15 protein-coding genes and 1 pseudogene are annotated in these 14,426 nt (G+C 35.3%); 9 read left to right on the top strand and 7 right to left on the bottom strand.

Features of this window, described 5'->3' with window-relative positions; genetic code table 11:
* Nucleotides 1-43: 43 nt before the first annotated feature.
* The 6 genes from A3SG_RS0106720 (at nt 44) to A3SG_RS0106695 (ending at nt 5,363) form a co-directional block, all read left to right on the top strand.
* Entirely contained in the window at nt 44-811 is a 768-nt protein-coding gene (locus tag A3SG_RS0106720) for a ParA family protein (RefSeq protein ID WP_016989262.1), read from the top strand.
* 4 nt (nt 812-815) lie between these two features.
* Entirely contained in the window at nt 816-1,718 is a 903-nt protein-coding gene (locus tag A3SG_RS0106715; protein WP_016989261.1) for a ParB/RepB/Spo0J family partition protein, read from the top strand.
* Nucleotides 1,718-2,278, top strand: a complete 561-nt coding sequence (locus A3SG_RS0106710) for a DUF5683 domain-containing protein (RefSeq protein ID WP_029596653.1) — start codon at nt 1,718-1,720, stop codon at nt 2,276-2,278. The genes A3SG_RS0106715 and A3SG_RS0106710 overlap by 1 nt, the downstream gene beginning before the upstream one ends.
* Nucleotides 2,279-2,335: 57 nt before the next feature.
* Nucleotides 2,336-3,037: a 4-hydroxy-tetrahydrodipicolinate reductase gene (dapB, locus tag A3SG_RS0106705; RefSeq protein WP_016989259.1), complete on the top strand. Its 702-nt coding sequence runs from the start codon at nt 2,336-2,338 to the stop codon at nt 3,035-3,037.
* A 64-nt stretch (nt 3,038-3,101) separates the two neighbouring features.
* On the top strand, nt 3,102-4,676 hold the full coding sequence (gene lepB / locus A3SG_RS0106700) for a signal peptidase I (RefSeq protein WP_016989258.1): 1,575 nt from the start codon (nt 3,102-3,104) through the stop codon (nt 4,674-4,676).
* A gap of 60 nt (nt 4,677-4,736) precedes the next feature.
* Nucleotides 4,737-5,363: a WbqC family protein gene (locus A3SG_RS0106695; RefSeq protein WP_029596652.1), complete on the top strand. Its 627-nt coding sequence runs from the start codon at nt 4,737-4,739 to the stop codon at nt 5,361-5,363.
* A 14-nt stretch (nt 5,364-5,377) separates the two neighbouring features.
* Here A3SG_RS0106695 and A3SG_RS0106690 read toward each other — a convergent pair whose 3' ends face one another.
* The 7 genes and pseudogenes from A3SG_RS0106690 to A3SG_RS0106665 all read right to left on the bottom strand — a co-directional run bounded on the left by A3SG_RS0106690 (nt 5,378) and on the right by A3SG_RS0106665 (nt 11,637).
* On the bottom strand, nt 5,378-6,424 hold the full coding sequence (locus A3SG_RS0106690; protein ID WP_016989256.1) for an endonuclease/exonuclease/phosphatase family protein: 1,047 nt from the start codon (nt 6,422-6,424) through the stop codon (nt 5,378-5,380).
* A gap of 85 nt (nt 6,425-6,509) precedes the next feature.
* Nucleotides 6,510-6,710, bottom strand: a complete 201-nt coding sequence (locus tag A3SG_RS22925) for a DUF6576 domain-containing protein (RefSeq protein WP_316945201.1) — start codon at nt 6,708-6,710, stop codon at nt 6,510-6,512.
* A gap of 117 nt (nt 6,711-6,827) precedes the next feature.
* Nucleotides 6,828-7,131, bottom strand: a pseudogene (locus A3SG_RS23085) (rhomboid family intramembrane serine protease); the annotation flags it as partial.
* 293 nt (nt 7,132-7,424) lie between these two features.
* Nucleotides 7,425-8,069, bottom strand: coding sequence for a rhomboid family intramembrane serine protease (locus tag A3SG_RS19265; RefSeq protein WP_316945200.1), 645 nt, complete (start codon nt 8,067-8,069; stop codon nt 7,425-7,427).
* 97 nt (nt 8,070-8,166) lie between these two features.
* Entirely contained in the window at nt 8,167-10,023 is a 1,857-nt protein-coding gene (gene mutL, locus A3SG_RS0106675) for a DNA mismatch repair endonuclease MutL (protein ID WP_016989253.1), read from the bottom strand.
* Between the two features lie 162 nt (nt 10,024-10,185).
* Nucleotides 10,186-10,761 (bottom strand): 6,7-dimethyl-8-ribityllumazine synthase, encoded by a 576-nt coding sequence (gene ribH, locus A3SG_RS0106670; protein ID WP_016989252.1) that lies wholly within the window; start codon nt 10,759-10,761, stop codon nt 10,186-10,188.
* A 102-nt stretch (nt 10,762-10,863) separates the two neighbouring features.
* Nucleotides 10,864-11,637 (bottom strand): tetratricopeptide repeat protein, encoded by a 774-nt coding sequence (locus A3SG_RS0106665; RefSeq protein ID WP_016989251.1) that lies wholly within the window; start codon nt 11,635-11,637, stop codon nt 10,864-10,866.
* 244 nt (nt 11,638-11,881) lie between these two features.
* Here A3SG_RS0106665 and recF point away from each other — a divergent pair, with 244 nt between their 5' ends.
* The 3 genes from recF to A3SG_RS0106650 all read left to right on the top strand — a co-directional run bounded on the left by recF (nt 11,882) and on the right by A3SG_RS0106650 (nt 14,418).
* Complete coding sequence (gene recF, locus A3SG_RS0106660; RefSeq protein ID WP_016989250.1) at nt 11,882-12,961, top strand: DNA replication/repair protein RecF; 1,080 nt, start codon at nt 11,882-11,884, stop codon at nt 12,959-12,961.
* 162 nt (nt 12,962-13,123) lie between these two features.
* Nucleotides 13,124-13,438 carry a rhodanese-like domain-containing protein gene (locus A3SG_RS0106655; protein WP_232226290.1) on the top strand — a complete coding sequence of 105 codons (315 nt, stop codon included), beginning with the start codon at nt 13,124-13,126 and terminating at the stop codon, nt 13,436-13,438.
* Between the two features lie 302 nt (nt 13,439-13,740).
* On the top strand, nt 13,741-14,418 hold the full coding sequence (locus A3SG_RS0106650; RefSeq protein WP_016989248.1) for a DUF2461 domain-containing protein: 678 nt from the start codon (nt 13,741-13,743) through the stop codon (nt 14,416-14,418).
* The last annotated feature ends 8 nt before the right edge of the window (nt 14,419-14,426 follow it).

The following is a 14,426-nucleotide window of genomic DNA, read 5'->3' as shown; positions in this document are numbered from 1 at the left end:
CCATAATAAATTGTATTTTTACGGTTCAAAATTTATAAAGTAAATGGGCAAAATCATTGCAATTGCTAATCAAAAAGGAGGAGTTGGCAAAACTACAACATCCGTAAACCTTGCTGCTTCCTTAGGTGTTTTAGAAAAAAAAGTCTTGCTTATAGATGCTGATCCACAAGCTAATGCGAGTTCAGGATTAGGAATCGATGTTGACAATGTTGAAATTGGAACCTATCAAATTCTAGAACATAGCAACACACCAAGAGAGGCAATCATAAAATGCTCAGCGCCCAATGTCGATGTAATTCCATCACATATTGACCTTGTTGCTATCGAAATTGAATTAGTCGACAAAGAAAACAGGGAGTACATGCTAAAGAAAGCATTACAGAGTGTAAAAGACGACTACGATTTTATTATTATTGATTGTGCTCCCTCACTTGGGCTACTTACTTTGAATGCATTAACAGCTGCAGACTCCGTAATAATACCTATTCAATGTGAGTATTTTGCGCTGGAGGGTTTGGGTAAACTACTGAATACAATTAAAAGTATTCAAAAAATTCACAATCCAGATTTAGATATTGAAGGATTATTATTAACCATGTTTGACTCCCGACTGCGATTATCAAATCAAGTTGTTGAAGAGGTACAAAAGCATTTTAACGATATGGTTTTTGACACTATTATTCAAAGAAATGTAAAGTTGAGTGAAGCGCCTAGTTTTGGCGAAAGCATCATCAACTATGATGCAACCAGCAAAGGGGCTGCAAATTATTTACATTTAGCGCAGGAAGTTATAAAGAAAAACAGCAAATAGTTTTATGGCAAAAGCAATAAAAAAACAAGCCTTAGGTAGAGGATTATCTGCATTATTAAAAGATCCGGAAAACGATATTAAATCAGTAAACGATAAAAATGCCGATAAAGTTGTTGGTAATATTATTGAGCTCGAAATCGATGCTATTGAGATAAATCCGTTTCAGCCCAGAAGCAATTTTAATGAAGAATCATTAAAAGAGCTTGCCTCTTCCATAAAAGAATTAGGAGTAATACAACCGATTACTGTTAGGAAACTAGACTTCAATAAGTACCAGTTGATTTCAGGGGAACGCCGTTTACGCGCTTCTACCTTAATAGGATTAACGACCGTTCCAGCTTACATCCGTATCGCAAATGATAATGATTCCTTAACTATGGCTCTGGTTGAAAACATTCAACGTCATGATTTAGATCCCATAGAAATTGCACTATCCTACCAGAGATTAATCGATGAAATCCAATTGACGCAGGAACAGATGAGCGAACGAGTAGGAAAGAAACGATCTACCATTGCCAATTATTTGCGTCTTTTAAAACTGGATCCAATCATTCAAACAGGAATCCGTGATGGTTTTATCAGCATGGGGCATGGTCGCGCTATCATAAACGTAGAAGATTTAGACATTCAAACAGATATTTACCAAAAAATAGTAAGTCAAAATCTATCCGTTCGCGAAACGGAAGCTTTAGTAAAACACTATCAGGAAAGTTTAAAACCGAAACTGGCAACAAAAGTAAAATCCTCGTCAGCATTTGCAATTGAAGAAACTCAAAAAAGAGCTTTTACCAATTATTTTGGAAGCAAAGTAGATGTAAAAGTAGCCGGAAATGGGAAAGGAAAGATCACAATTCCATTTCAATCAGAGGAAGACTTCAATAGAATCATGGAATTAATAAAAGGATAGTGAATAAAATTCTTTACATAGGAATGTTCTTTTTTATCATGGGACACACCACTCTTTTTGGGCAGGTAAAAACGGATACGGTTCTTGTTGCTAAGGACACGATAAAGTCCAACGATATCGATCCGCTTACCCCTGCCAAAGCAGCTTTCTATTCTGCTGTTTTACCCGGTTTAGGACAGGCATACAATAAAAAATACTGGAAAATCCCTCTTGTTTATGGCGCCATTGGGACAAGTCTTTATTTCTACTTGGACAACAATAATAAATACCATCAATACAGAAACGCTTATAAGCGCAGGCTTGAAGGTTATACTGACGATGATCTCTCCTTCCTTGATAATTCCAGACTAATAGCCGGACAAAAATTTTATCAACGAAACCGCGATTTATCGGCATTATTTGTTGTAGCATTTTATGCTTTAAATATTATTGATGCTAACGTAGATGCCGCGCTTCAGCAGTTTAACGTTGACGAAAACCTATCAGTACGACCTGTGATTTATCCTAATAATGTAACATTAAAGACAAATGTGGGTCTAACCCTTAATTATAATTTTTAAAAACTAAACGAGACTATTCGTTTAGTTGTGAATTTTTAATTTATAAATAAATACCAAATGAAAATTGCGCTTTTAGGATACGGAAAAATGGGTCAGGTAATTGAAAGAATTGCACAAGAAAGAGGTCATGAGATTGTTTTGAAGAAAGACGAGAACAACTCTTATGAGGGACTCTCAAATGCTGATGTTGCCATAGACTTTAGTGTACCTACCGCAGCGGTGCCCAATATTTCTAATTGTTTTCTTGCTAATGTGCCTGTCATTTCCGGGACAACAGGTTGGTTAGAACAGTATGATGAGATGGTAGCGCTTTGCACAGCAAAAAACGGCGCTTTCATATCCAGTTCAAACTTTAGTTTAGGCGTTAATATATTCTTTGAGCTCAATGAATATCTGGCTAAGATGATGGCTAAACTGGACTATTACAATATTGAAATGGAAGAAATTCACCATACTCAAAAACTAGATGCTCCAAGTGGCACTGCCATTTCACTCGCTAAAGGAATAATTGAAAACAGTAGTTACACGAATTGGACTTTAGAGGCACCCGAAGCTAATCAAATTCATATTGAAGCAAAAAGAATTGCAACTGTGCCCGGAACACACACAGTATCTTACAATTCAGCTGTTGACAGCATTGAGATCAAACATACTGCACACAGCCGTGAAGGCTTTGCTCTTGGCGCAGTAATTGCAGCCGAATGGATTGTTGGTAAGCAGGGAATTTTTACAATGAAAGACGTTTTAGAATTAAAATAAATCAAATAAACTTTTAGGGAAAAGTTCTTAAAATTCCCGTTATATAAAACTAAAAAATTAAGCTATGTCTATATATCAATGGTTTGTGTTTTTCCTACTTGTACAAATAGTCCACTTTTTAGGAACTTGGAAACTCTATCAAGCAGCTGGCAGAAAAAGTTGGGAGGCAGCAATTCCAGTTTACAATGCTATTGTACTGATGAAGATTATTGGTCGCCCAACTTGGTGGACTTTACTCCTTTTTATACCAATTATAAATCTGATCATGTTTCCAGTAATTTGGATAGAAACATTGAGAAGTTTTGGGAAAAAATCAAGCTTAGATACTTTTTTAGGAATAATTACCTTTGGACTCTACATCTATTACATCAATTACACCCAAAAATTAGACTATGTTATTGACAGAAGTATCCATCCTCAAAATAAAACTGCGGATACCGTAAGTTCCTTATTGTTTGCCATTATTGTGGCGACGTTAGTACACACTTACTTTGTGCAACCGTATACTATTCCAACATCCTCGTTAGAAAAATCTTTATTGATTGGTGATTTTTTGTTTGTCAGCAAAGTCAATTATGGCGCCAGAGTCCCTATGACTGCCGTTGCCTTACCAATGGTCCATGACTCCATCCCTTTCGTTAAAACGAAATCTTATCTAAAATGGCCGCAAATACCTTACTTAAGGCTACCCGGCATAGAAGACATTAAACGTTCTGATATTGTCGTTTTTAATTGGCCTGTAGATACCGTGCATTTCTTTTTTGAGGCGAAAGGAAGACCGGGTGTAATCAAACCAATCGATAAGAAATCAAACTATGTAAAAAGATGTGTAGGAGTTCCTGGAGACAATTTGTCAATAAAAGATGGTAATATTTATATTGATGGAAAAGTGCTGCAATTACCTGAACGAGCAAAACCTCAATTTTCCTACTCTGTGGTCTTAGACGGTAAAACACCTATCGATTTCGAATATTTATTAAGAGACATGGACGTTACCGATGGTATTGGATATAAAAGTAACCTACAGGATACTTTACTTTTCAGAGCTCTGACAGCTAAAGGAGCCGATAGATTGCGAAATGTACCCGGAGTGACCGCAGTCATTCAACAAATTAGTAAGTCGCCAGAACAAGGGATTTTTCCTCAAATCAACGCATGGAACCGTGATAATTTCGGCCCAATCTACATTCCGCAACAAGGAAAAACAGTCGCACTTAACGCGGAAACTTTGCCTTTTTATAAAAGAATCATCACTGACTATGAACTAAGTGATAGCGGAGACAAAAACGATCTTAAAGTCACAGGTAATGAAATAAGACTTAATGGAGAAGTTATAAATAGCTATACATTCAAACAAAATTACTATTGGATGATGGGTGATAACCGTCATAATTCTGAAGACAGCCGTTACTGGGGATTTGTACCAGAAAATCATATTGTGGGGAAACCAGTGTTTATCTGGTTAAGTTGGGATACTAATGGAAAAGGCTTTAATAAAATCCGATGGGATAGAGTTTTCACCACCGTTAACGGCGAAGGGCAACCACAATCCTACTTTCAGTACTTCTTAATTGCATTGGCATTATTTTTTGTTGGAGAGTATTTTTGGAAAAAAAGAAAAGATAAAAAAAACATCTAGTTTAAAGTTTCAGGTTATGAGTTACACACCAATTTTTAACCTGAAACAAAAAACAAAACTATGAATACACTCCTCCACCCTACCTATTTCCCCTCAATAAGCCATTTTGTTGCTATGTCGCAATCAGACGTTATTACATTTGAATTAGAGGATAATTTTCAAAAACAAACCAACCGAAACCGCACTTATATCTACAGTCCTAATGGACTTCAGTTACTAAACATTCCTGTTAAGCATTCAAAAGCCAACTATCAAAGTACCAAAGATATTCTGGTCGACACTAATTTTGACTGGCAGAAACAACATTACAAATCGCTTGAGACGGCGTACAGAGGATCACCGTTTTTTGAGTTTTTTGATGACGACATCCGTCCTTTCTTTGAAAAAAAGCACAAGTTTCTATTGGATTTAAATTTTGAGACCTTAGAAATTATCTCTAAATGTTTACGTCTGAAATTCGACTATAGCATCAGTACTGAATATATTCCTGCAGTTGACTCTAGTTTAATTTTAGATTGCAGGTATCTCGCAGATGGAAAAAAAGATCCTTCCTCTTTTGAAAAATATACTCAAGTATTTGATGATAAACATAGATTCATCAACAACCTAAGCATTCTTGACTTACTCTTCAATGAAGGAAAATTTACTTTGGATTATCTGAAAAACCAAAAATTAACAACGAGATAAAAGCGGCTGCCAACCTATTCTAATGACATCTGGGCCATAATAGGATAATGATCAGAATTTTCGAATTCAGGAAAACTTTCAAACATTTTCACCGTCATTTTTTCATCTGCAAATATATAATCGATTCTCGTGGGATAATACTTGAATTTATAAGTCGCCCCAAACCCCTTCCCCGCTTCTTCAAAACTATCTGTTAACGTTCCTTTTATACTTCTATAAACATAGGAGAACGCACTGTTGTTCATATCACCACATATTATAATTGGATACTCACATTGCATTTCGTGCCTTTTGAATATCTCAGCTTGCTGCTGTTGCTGCTTAAAAGCCTTACTGATTCTAATAAGAATCATTTGGGACTTATCTTTATTGATCACATCGATATTTTCAGATATTTCATTTACATCTGGCGAAATTTTAATCGATTGTAAATGCATGTTATAAACCCTAATGATATCCTTTCCTTTTTTTATATCAGCATAAATGACATTGTTATTAGAATTAGGAAATATAATGTCTCCTTGGTTTATTATAGGAAATTTAGAAAAAATTGCCTGCCCCGTTTTTATTTTGTTCCCCTGCATTAAAATATATTTATAGCGGTACACTTTCAAATCAATAACGGCGGAAGAAGAAAACTCCTGAATACATAAAATATCAGGGTTTTTTTCGTTTATAAACTCCAGAATATCTCCTGGGACATCTGCCTTGTCTAACCACTGAAACAAATTAAACAAACGGACATTATAACTCATGACAGTAAAGTTCTTGTCATCTGGCGGATACTCCTTTGCAGAAAACTTATAAAACTTATTGATAAATGTGATCCCAATTAAAAGCACTAAACCCGATAAAATCATGCGCTTTTTAAATTGAAACCCCCAATACACAAAAAATAAGCCGTTCAATATAAAAAAAACTGGCATAAAAAGGGTTAAAACAGATAAAATAGGGAATATTTTTGGAGCCAAAAAAGGCAAGATATAAGCGATAAAAGTGACCATAATAAGAACAATGTTTAAAATATACATCGCTTTATTGAACCAGGAAAGGTTTTTCATGTTTTTACTCTTTCAATTAATTGTATCCATACGCTACTAACACGTATCTCCTTACTCTATTTCTGCAATGTGTGCAGTAAAAGGATTATTTTCCAGTTTTAAACAAAAATTCTTTTTCTTCCTTTGTCAAACTGTCATATCCTGATTGACTAATTTTATCCAATATTTCATCAATTTGCTGCTGCGTCTTGTCCTTTGTAATGATTTTGGAACTCCTTTTTTCTACTGGTTTTCCATAATTTTTGTGTACTGTTTTGAATGGTGTCGCTGGTGATTTTTTGACCATGTTAGTAAAAAAGGTAACTACTCCCGTTACTATTTGACTCAAATCGATTCCCTTTTGAAGTAATTGAATAAAAACAAAACCAAAAACGGCTCCCGCTAAATGAGAAATATGTCCACCTGTATTATCCAAACGAAATTGCATCAAATCCAAAATTAAGATAACCGCTGTAATATGCCATAACTTAATATTCCCTATCAGTAAGAGACGAACATTCATTAAAGGCTGATAAGTCGTAACAGCCACTAAGATACCCATAATCGCCGCAGATGCACCAACAATAGAAGCGCTTAAATTTAGAATATAATACCCTGTGACAAAAGCCACACCGGCGAAAATGGCAACTAAAAACATACAGACCTAATAATTGTTTTTGTGTAAAAAATGTTAAAAACAGAGAACTGGCAAAATTTAAGACCATCATATTAAAAAGTAAATGCCAAAACCCATCATGAAAAAATGAATACGTTATAAACGTCCATGGCTTTAATCCAAAACCAGCAGATTCTGTTGACAAAGCAAGCCAATTAGGGAAATAAAATGATCCTGCATTAAACTCGTAGAAAAAGACCAACGAAACGAGAAAGCAGGCAACATTCCAATAGATCAATCTATGGGCTACACCGCCTAACTTATACTGCATTTTTAAGTCATCTAAAATATTCATTCTTTCTCTTTAGGTTTTTTATGAAATATATACATTCGCGAAGAAACTTTTTAGTCCCATCTGTTATCATTAAACTGATTTTTTTTCCAATACCACATAATCAAAAAACCAAATAAAGCCCCACCCACATGAGCAAAATGAGCAATACCCCCACCACCGAAAATAGATTGTCCCGAGACACCTAAATACAAATCTACTAAAACTAAACCAGGTACAAAGTATTTTGCTTTTATAGGCACAGGAATAAATAGCAAAGCCAATTCAGCATTGGGAAACATAAACGCAAACGCGACAATCACACCATAAATGGCACCAGAAGCACCTACCACGGTTCCCATATAGGCACTAATAAAACTTTGATATTGCGAAGCAGTCAATAGTTCTTTCCATTGTGTGTTTATTTTTCCTTCATTTAAAATCTGAAGAATCTCTGACTTTGGAAAACCACTGGCACCTAGGGTATTTATACCATCAATAAAATAATAATAATTAATTCCTGTGTGCAACAACGCAGCACCTAAACCGCAAGAAATATAAAAGAACAAAAACTTTTTACTTCCCCAAAAACTTTCTAAAGCAGACCCAAAGGAATACAAAGCAAACATATTGAAAAAAATATGCATGTACCCGCCGTGCATGAACATATGCGAGATAGGCTGCCATAATTGAAAGCCATTATTTTCGGGAAAAAACATAGCTAACATTTTGTAAGCAGAATCTCCAACGATTAAAGTTCCAATAAAAAAAGAACATTAATTATAATTAATTGTTTTACCGTTTCGGTTACATTTCTCATAGTGCAAATTTTTTGTCTAAATCCTCCACGCGCATCGTGATGAAAGTTGGTTTTTGAAAAGGGGAAACATTGGGGTCTTTACAGGCAAAAAGACCGTTCACTAAATTCTCCTGTTCTTTTATTGTTAAAGCAGTTCCTGTTTTTACAGCTAAACTTTTGGCCATAGATTTTGCAATCGTATCATTTTGACTAAAACTGCTATCGGGAATTCCGTCGTGCAAGTCACTCAGTAGTTGTTCTAAAACCAAAGAAACCTCACTTTCAGTTACATTTACCGGAATTCCGGAAATAACAACATGATCAGCGCTGGTCTCTTCAAACACAAAACCAGTATTTACCAATGAAAGTTTTAAATCTTGGATAAGCTCCATCTCTGTCGCCGAAAAAAACAGATCCAAAGGAAATAATAATTGCTGACTTGATGCCTGCTTTACAGTCATATTAGTCAAGAACTGCTCGTACAACACTCTTTGATGTGCCCGTTGCTGATCCACAATAACCATTCCTGATTTTATAGGAGAAACGATGTATTTTTTATGAATTTGATACGCATTTTTAACAGTCTGTTCTACGTCCTCGTCATTAAACAAAGAACCGGTAACTTCTTCACTTTCAAATGAAAAATCAGTACTGCCAGAAATGAAATCCCCTTCTTGTTTTAAGCCAACATAAAGACTTTCCCAACTTGCTGTTGCCTCCGGTTTCTTATACGCTGAACCCGAATAATGTTTATTTATTTTATCGTCCGAAAAAGGGTTGAAACTACCATCTACTTGTATCGTAGGTGTAGCACCCTCTAAATCCTTGTAATGGTATGGCGTATCCAAATTAGAATCTCTATCGAAATCCAATACTGGTGCCACATTAAACTGTCCTAAACTGTGTTTAATAGAAGCTCTTAAAATAGCATACAAAGCATGCTCATCATCAAACTTAATCTCTGTTTTAGTGGGATGTATATTGATATCAATCGTATTAGGCGGCACCGTTAAATATAAAAAATAACTGGGTTGCGTCCCATCCTTCAAAAGGCCGTCGTAGGCAGCTGTTATCGCATGGTGTAAATAACCACTTTTAATGAATCGATCATTGACAAAGAAAAACTGTTCTCCTCTATTTTTTTTAGCAAATTCAGGCTTACTGACAAAACCTTGAATTGTCACAATTTCGGTCTCTTCTTGAACCGGAACCAGCTTTTCATTGGTTTTACCTGAAAAAATATTGACAATTCGCTGCCTCATCGTTGAAGGAGGCAAATTGAACATTTCGCTTCCGTTGTGAAAAAAGGTAAAATAGATATTTGGGTGCGCTAATGCGACACGCTGAAACTCATCGATAATATGACGGTATTCAACCGTATCAGACTTTAAAAAGTTACGGCGCGCAGGAATATTGAAAAATAAGTTTTTGACCGCAAATGAAGTCCCTTTAGGCAGCACCGCTACTTCTTGAGAAACAAACTTACTACCTTCGACAACAATTTGGGTCCCTAACTCTTCCGCGTCTTGTTTGGTTTTCATCTCCACATGCGCAATCGCTGCAATGGAGGCTAATGCCTCGCCGCGAAACCCTTTAGTGTTCAAAGAGAATAAATCCTCAGCCTGACGTATTTTTGATGTCGCATGACGCTCAAAACACAATCGCGCATCAGTAACTCCCATTCCTAAACCATTATCAATAACTTGAACTAATGCTTTCCCTGCATCTTTTATAATCAATTTGATATCACTTGCCCTTGCATCAACCGCATTTTCAAGCAATTCTTTGACAACAGAGGCAGGTCTTTGGACAACTTCTCCAGCAGCAATTTGGTTGGCGACATGATCAGGAAGCAATTGAATGATACTCGACATTAAAAAATATTTATTTAGTATTTTACTTTTTTTTTACAAAACCAAAGTGCACAAATTTACTGATTTTATGCTGGGCTTTATGACATAGCCCGTCATAAATAAAACAAAAAAACCTATACTATTAACTAAACAGTATAGGTCATATAATAATAATTTATTGTTTTATTCCTTTAACTCTAAAGGCGTCCCTTTGTCTATGCGCAAGGGACCTGTGGGCAATAAATTTTGATTTCCTTTTTGATGTGTTAACGAAGCCTGTTGACGAATAAAAGCCATTTTGATAGCCGCTATTGCAGCTTCTGTTCCTTTGTTGCCATGAATTCCACCACTACGATCAATTGATTGTTGCATGGTATTATCCGTAAGAACACAAAAAATAACAGGAATATCAGTTTGAACATTCAAATCTTTTATCCCCTGAGCAACACCTTCACAAACAAAATCAAAATGTTTAGTTTCGCCCTGAACCACACAACCTATAGCTATTACAGCATCTACGTTTTGAGTTTGCAGCATTTTTTTACATCCGTAGATAAGTTCGAAACTGCCAGGAACATTCCACCTAATAATATGTTCAGCGGGAACCTTGTTTTCCAAAAATGCTTGTTCTGCTCCATTATATAACCCTTCAGTTATAGCTTCGTTCCATTCAGCAACGACTACTCCAAAACGAAAGTTTTTCGCTTTTGGAACACTGTTTTTATCATAAACGGATAAATTTTTATTTATGGTTGCCATTTGATATCGTTTTAAAAATTAACTTTTCGATTTAACTAACTAAAGATAGAATTTTGAAATCAAAAACCTGCAGTCTTAAACAAGAATCTTAAATCGTTTTTACTATTGAGCTAAACCAATCAAAACATCAACTGATGCAGCTTCTGGAGACGCATCGTAATTGTCTTTAATATCGGTGAAGTATTTAAGTGCATCCTCTTTTTTGCCTAAAGCCAAGGCTGTCTTACCAGCTTTTAGCAAGAAACGTGGCGTAATAAAATCATTTTTATTTGTCCCAGCGGCTTTAACGTAATTTTTCAATGCTTCTTCTGGCTTATTGTCTTCTGCATAAGCATCTCCAATCGCGCCAGCAGCCAAACCACCTAAAACAATGTCTTCCGATTTAAATTCGCTTAAATAATCAATCGCCTCTGTATATTTACCGGTGTTTAAGTATGCCATTCCAGCATAATAATTAGCTAAATTGCCTGCATCGGTACCAGAATACTCCTCTGCAATTTTAACAAATCCAAATTTACCTTCAGAACCGTTTAAAGATAATTTATATAACGAATCACTCGCAACACCATCTGTAGCTTGTTGAAAGTTTTGTTGTGCCACAAACATTTCGTTTGCAGCTTCCAATTGTCTTGGCTCAGCAATAAGTTTTTGATACACTAAATAACCAATAGTTACTAAAGCAACCGCTCCCACAAAACCGATGATGTAATTCTGGTTTTTAGCAACAAAAGCTTCTGTTTTTGAAGCCGTATCGTCCAAAGATGTAAAAACACCTGCAGTTGTGCTGTCTTTTTCATCGCTGTTTGCGCCTCCAACTGTCTCTTCTACTGCTCTTTCTTTTGGTGCTTTATATCCTCTTTTACTGTAAGTAGCCATTTAAATTTAATTTAGTGAACCGCAAAAATAAAATTTTTATTCAAACCGACGCATAAAAAATAGGATATTATGTTTAAATCCAAAAAAAAAATGTTTTACATGGCTACTATAAAACAGTCTCATAAAATATTTAGCATAGAAAAGACTCAAAAGAGCTTTTTATCAATATTTTTCAATAATTTGCACCCACTTTAAAAAAGTCACTCCAAAAGAACAAACTCCTCGATACCAGCAAGCCCTAAACATGTATTTAAAAAAAATTTCACTATTCAATTACAAAAATTTTTCAGAAGCAAATTTTGAATTTGACGGAAAAATAATTTGTTTTGTAGGTAAGAACGGTATCGGAAAAACAAATGTCTTAGATGCGATTTATCATTTATCGTACGGCAAGAGTTATTTCAATCCATTAGCCGTTCAAAATATCAAGCATGGCGAAGAGTTTTTTGTCATTGACGCCGAGTTTATCAAAAATGAGAGAAACGAACAAGTGGTGTGCAGTTTAAAGAAAGGTCAAAAAAAAGTATTAAAACGCAACGGTAAAGCCTACGACAAATTCTCAGACCATGTTGGTTTTATTCCCTTGGTCATCATTTCGCCAGCAGACCGAGATTTGATTGTAGAGGGCAGTGAAACCAGAAGGAAATTTATGGATAGCGTCATCTCTCAGCTGGATTCTCAATACTTGCAACACCTCATACAGTACCAAAAAGTACTTAATCAACGTAATGCCTTACTAAAATATTTTGCTTTGAACCGCGTTTTTGAAAACGATACCCTTTCCGTGTATAACGAACAACTTGAGAGCTATGGAAAACACATATTCGAAAAAAGAAAAGAATTTATATCCCAATTCATTCCTATTTTTAACACCCACCACCATGCCATAACCGGATCGCAAGAAACGGTTCAATTGGTTTACGAAAGTCATTTATTCGAAAATAATCTACTAGCGCTATTACAAGAAAACATTAATAAAGACAGAGCGCTGCATTACACCAGTGTCGGCACACACAAAGACGATTTGTCATTTGAAATTGACGATCACCCCATTAAAAAATTTGGTTCCCAAGGACAACAAAAGTCTTTCCTGATTGCTTTAAAGTTGGCACAATTTGAATTTCTAAAAAAACAAAGCGGTGTCAAACCCATTTTATTGTTTGATGACATCTTCGACAAGCTAGATGAAAGTCGGGTAGCAAAAATAATAGAAATGGTAAACAGTGACACTTTTGGACAGCTATTCATTTCAGACACGCATCCGGAACGTACCGAAGCAATTGTAAAATCGACACATCAATCCTATAAAATATTTAACTTATAGAGTGATTATTTTATGATTTAAAAATCTCAAACACTCCTATTTTACTTAATTTAGCTTATTCAATTTTTAAAACAAATAATAATGAAATTTCGCTCTATATTCTTCTTATTGTTTTCGTTATTCATCTTATCATGCAACGGACAAGCCTCAAAAAATATAAAAATGATTGAAGCAAAAGCTTTTGCTGAGACTATAAACACAACCCAAAACCCACAAATAATAGATGTACGTACTCCTGAAGAATTTATGGAAGGACACATTGACGACGCTACAAATGTAAATTGGCTTGGAGACCATTTTGTTTCGGACGCAGAAAAATTAGACAAGACAAAACCGATTTTTGTCTATTGCAAGAGCGGCGCCAGAAGTAAAAAAGCAACCGAAAAGCTTGAGGAATTGGGTTTCAAAAACATCTATGAATTAGAAGGTGGCTTTATTAGTTGGAGCGCTGCAGAGCTCAATAAACCAACAGAATAAATTATAAGTATGCGTAAGAAAGGAATTCTATGAATTACTATAGTAAGATAAAAAGCACTCCTAGATTACAATCCATCATGGTGTGCCTCTCATAAATAAAATAGATTCTTACCTGACAAAAATGCGAGTTATAATGAAGGTGGCCTATTATTGATTGCAATGCCGATAATACAATAAGGTCCATTACATATTAAAGGGAGCTAACTTCCTACTTCTCTACCACACAAAAATAAAGAAGTAAAGTGAAGATATAGTGTTACATACTGAAATAGATTAAAGAAAATAATTACAATAGCCACAGCATGCTTTCAAAAGATTCACTACAATTCCTAGAAGATTTACGAGCGAATAACAACAGAGATTGGTTTTCAGACCATAAAAAGAACTATGAGCTTTTCAAAAAAGACTACCATCAATTAGTTGCCCACTTTCTTGATGTCATGAAACCTTTGGACCCCACTCTAGAATTGCTCGAAGTCAAAAACTGCACTTTTAGGATCAATCGCGACATTCGATTTTCAAAAGATAAATCTCCTTACAAATCACACATCGGGGTTTGGCTTTCATCAGGTACAAAAGGACAGAGTCGTGCTGGCTATTATGTTCATATCGAAAAAGAATCTAGTTTTATTGCTGGCGGTTTCTATGCGCCAATGCCAGATGACTTGAAAAAAGTTCGTAAAGAGATAGCCTATTTTCATGATGATTTAGATGTGATTCTAAACGAAAAGAATTTCAAAAAGGAATTTGGAGATTTTGATCGAAATGAAAAAAGCGTCCTTAAAAATCCTCCTAGAGGATATGACAAAGAACACCCTGCAATTGAACTCTTAAAACTGAAAAGTTTTGAAACCAGTGTGAAATTCGACATCTCGGAAATCCTCCAAAAAGATTTTGTTTTAAAAGTGAGTAAAAAGCTCATCCTCTTAAAACCTTTGAATGAATTTATCAACCGGGCACTCGCCGCTGAAGAAATTTAATTAATTCG

The sequence above is a fragment of the Flavobacterium sp. ACAM 123 genome (assembly GCF_000264055.1).
Classification (GTDB): Bacteria; Bacteroidota; Bacteroidia; order Flavobacteriales; family Flavobacteriaceae; genus Flavobacterium.
The sequence above is the reverse complement of the archived record's forward strand: the minus strand, read 5'-3'. Positions and strand labels throughout refer to the sequence as shown.

Excerpts from the sequence above, each read along its gene's own strand:
- A3SG_RS0106720 (WP_016989262.1), top strand. The coding sequence starts at position 44 with ATGGGCAAAATCATTGCAATTGCTAATCAAAAAGGAGGAGTTGGCAAA.
- A3SG_RS0106715 (WP_016989261.1), top strand. The coding sequence starts at position 816 with ATGGCAAAAGCAATAAAAAAACAAGCCTTAGGTAGAGGATTATCTGCA.
- dapB (WP_016989259.1), top strand. The coding sequence starts at position 2,336 with ATGAAAATTGCGCTTTTAGGATACGGAAAAATGGGTCAGGTAATTGAA.
- lepB (WP_016989258.1), top strand. The coding sequence starts at position 3,102 with ATGTCTATATATCAATGGTTTGTGTTTTTCCTACTTGTACAAATAGTC.
- A3SG_RS0106695 (WP_029596652.1), top strand. The coding sequence starts at position 4,737 with ATGAATACACTCCTCCACCCTACCTATTTCCCCTCAATAAGCCATTTT.
- A3SG_RS0106690 (WP_016989256.1), bottom strand. The coding sequence starts at position 6,424 with ATGAAAAACCTTTCCTGGTTCAATAAAGCGATGTATATTTTAAACATT.
- A3SG_RS22925 (WP_316945201.1), bottom strand. The coding sequence starts at position 6,710 with ATGGTCAAAAAATCACCAGCGACACCATTCAAAACAGTACACAAAAAT.
- A3SG_RS19265 (WP_316945200.1), bottom strand. The coding sequence starts at position 8,069 with ATGTTTTTTCCCGAAAATAATGGCTTTCAATTATGGCAGCCTATCTCG.
- mutL (WP_016989253.1), bottom strand. The coding sequence starts at position 10,023 with ATGTCGAGTATCATTCAATTGCTTCCTGATCATGTCGCCAACCAAATT.
- ribH (WP_016989252.1), bottom strand. The coding sequence starts at position 10,761 with ATGGCAACCATAAATAAAAATTTATCCGTTTATGATAAAAACAGTGTT.
- A3SG_RS0106665 (WP_016989251.1), bottom strand. The coding sequence starts at position 11,637 with ATGGCTACTTACAGTAAAAGAGGATATAAAGCACCAAAAGAAAGAGCA.
- recF (WP_016989250.1), top strand. The coding sequence starts at position 11,882 with ATGTATTTAAAAAAAATTTCACTATTCAATTACAAAAATTTTTCAGAA.
- A3SG_RS0106655 (WP_232226290.1), top strand. The coding sequence starts at position 13,124 with ATGATTGAAGCAAAAGCTTTTGCTGAGACTATAAACACAACCCAAAAC.
- A3SG_RS0106650 (WP_016989248.1), top strand. The coding sequence starts at position 13,741 with ATGCTTTCAAAAGATTCACTACAATTCCTAGAAGATTTACGAGCGAAT.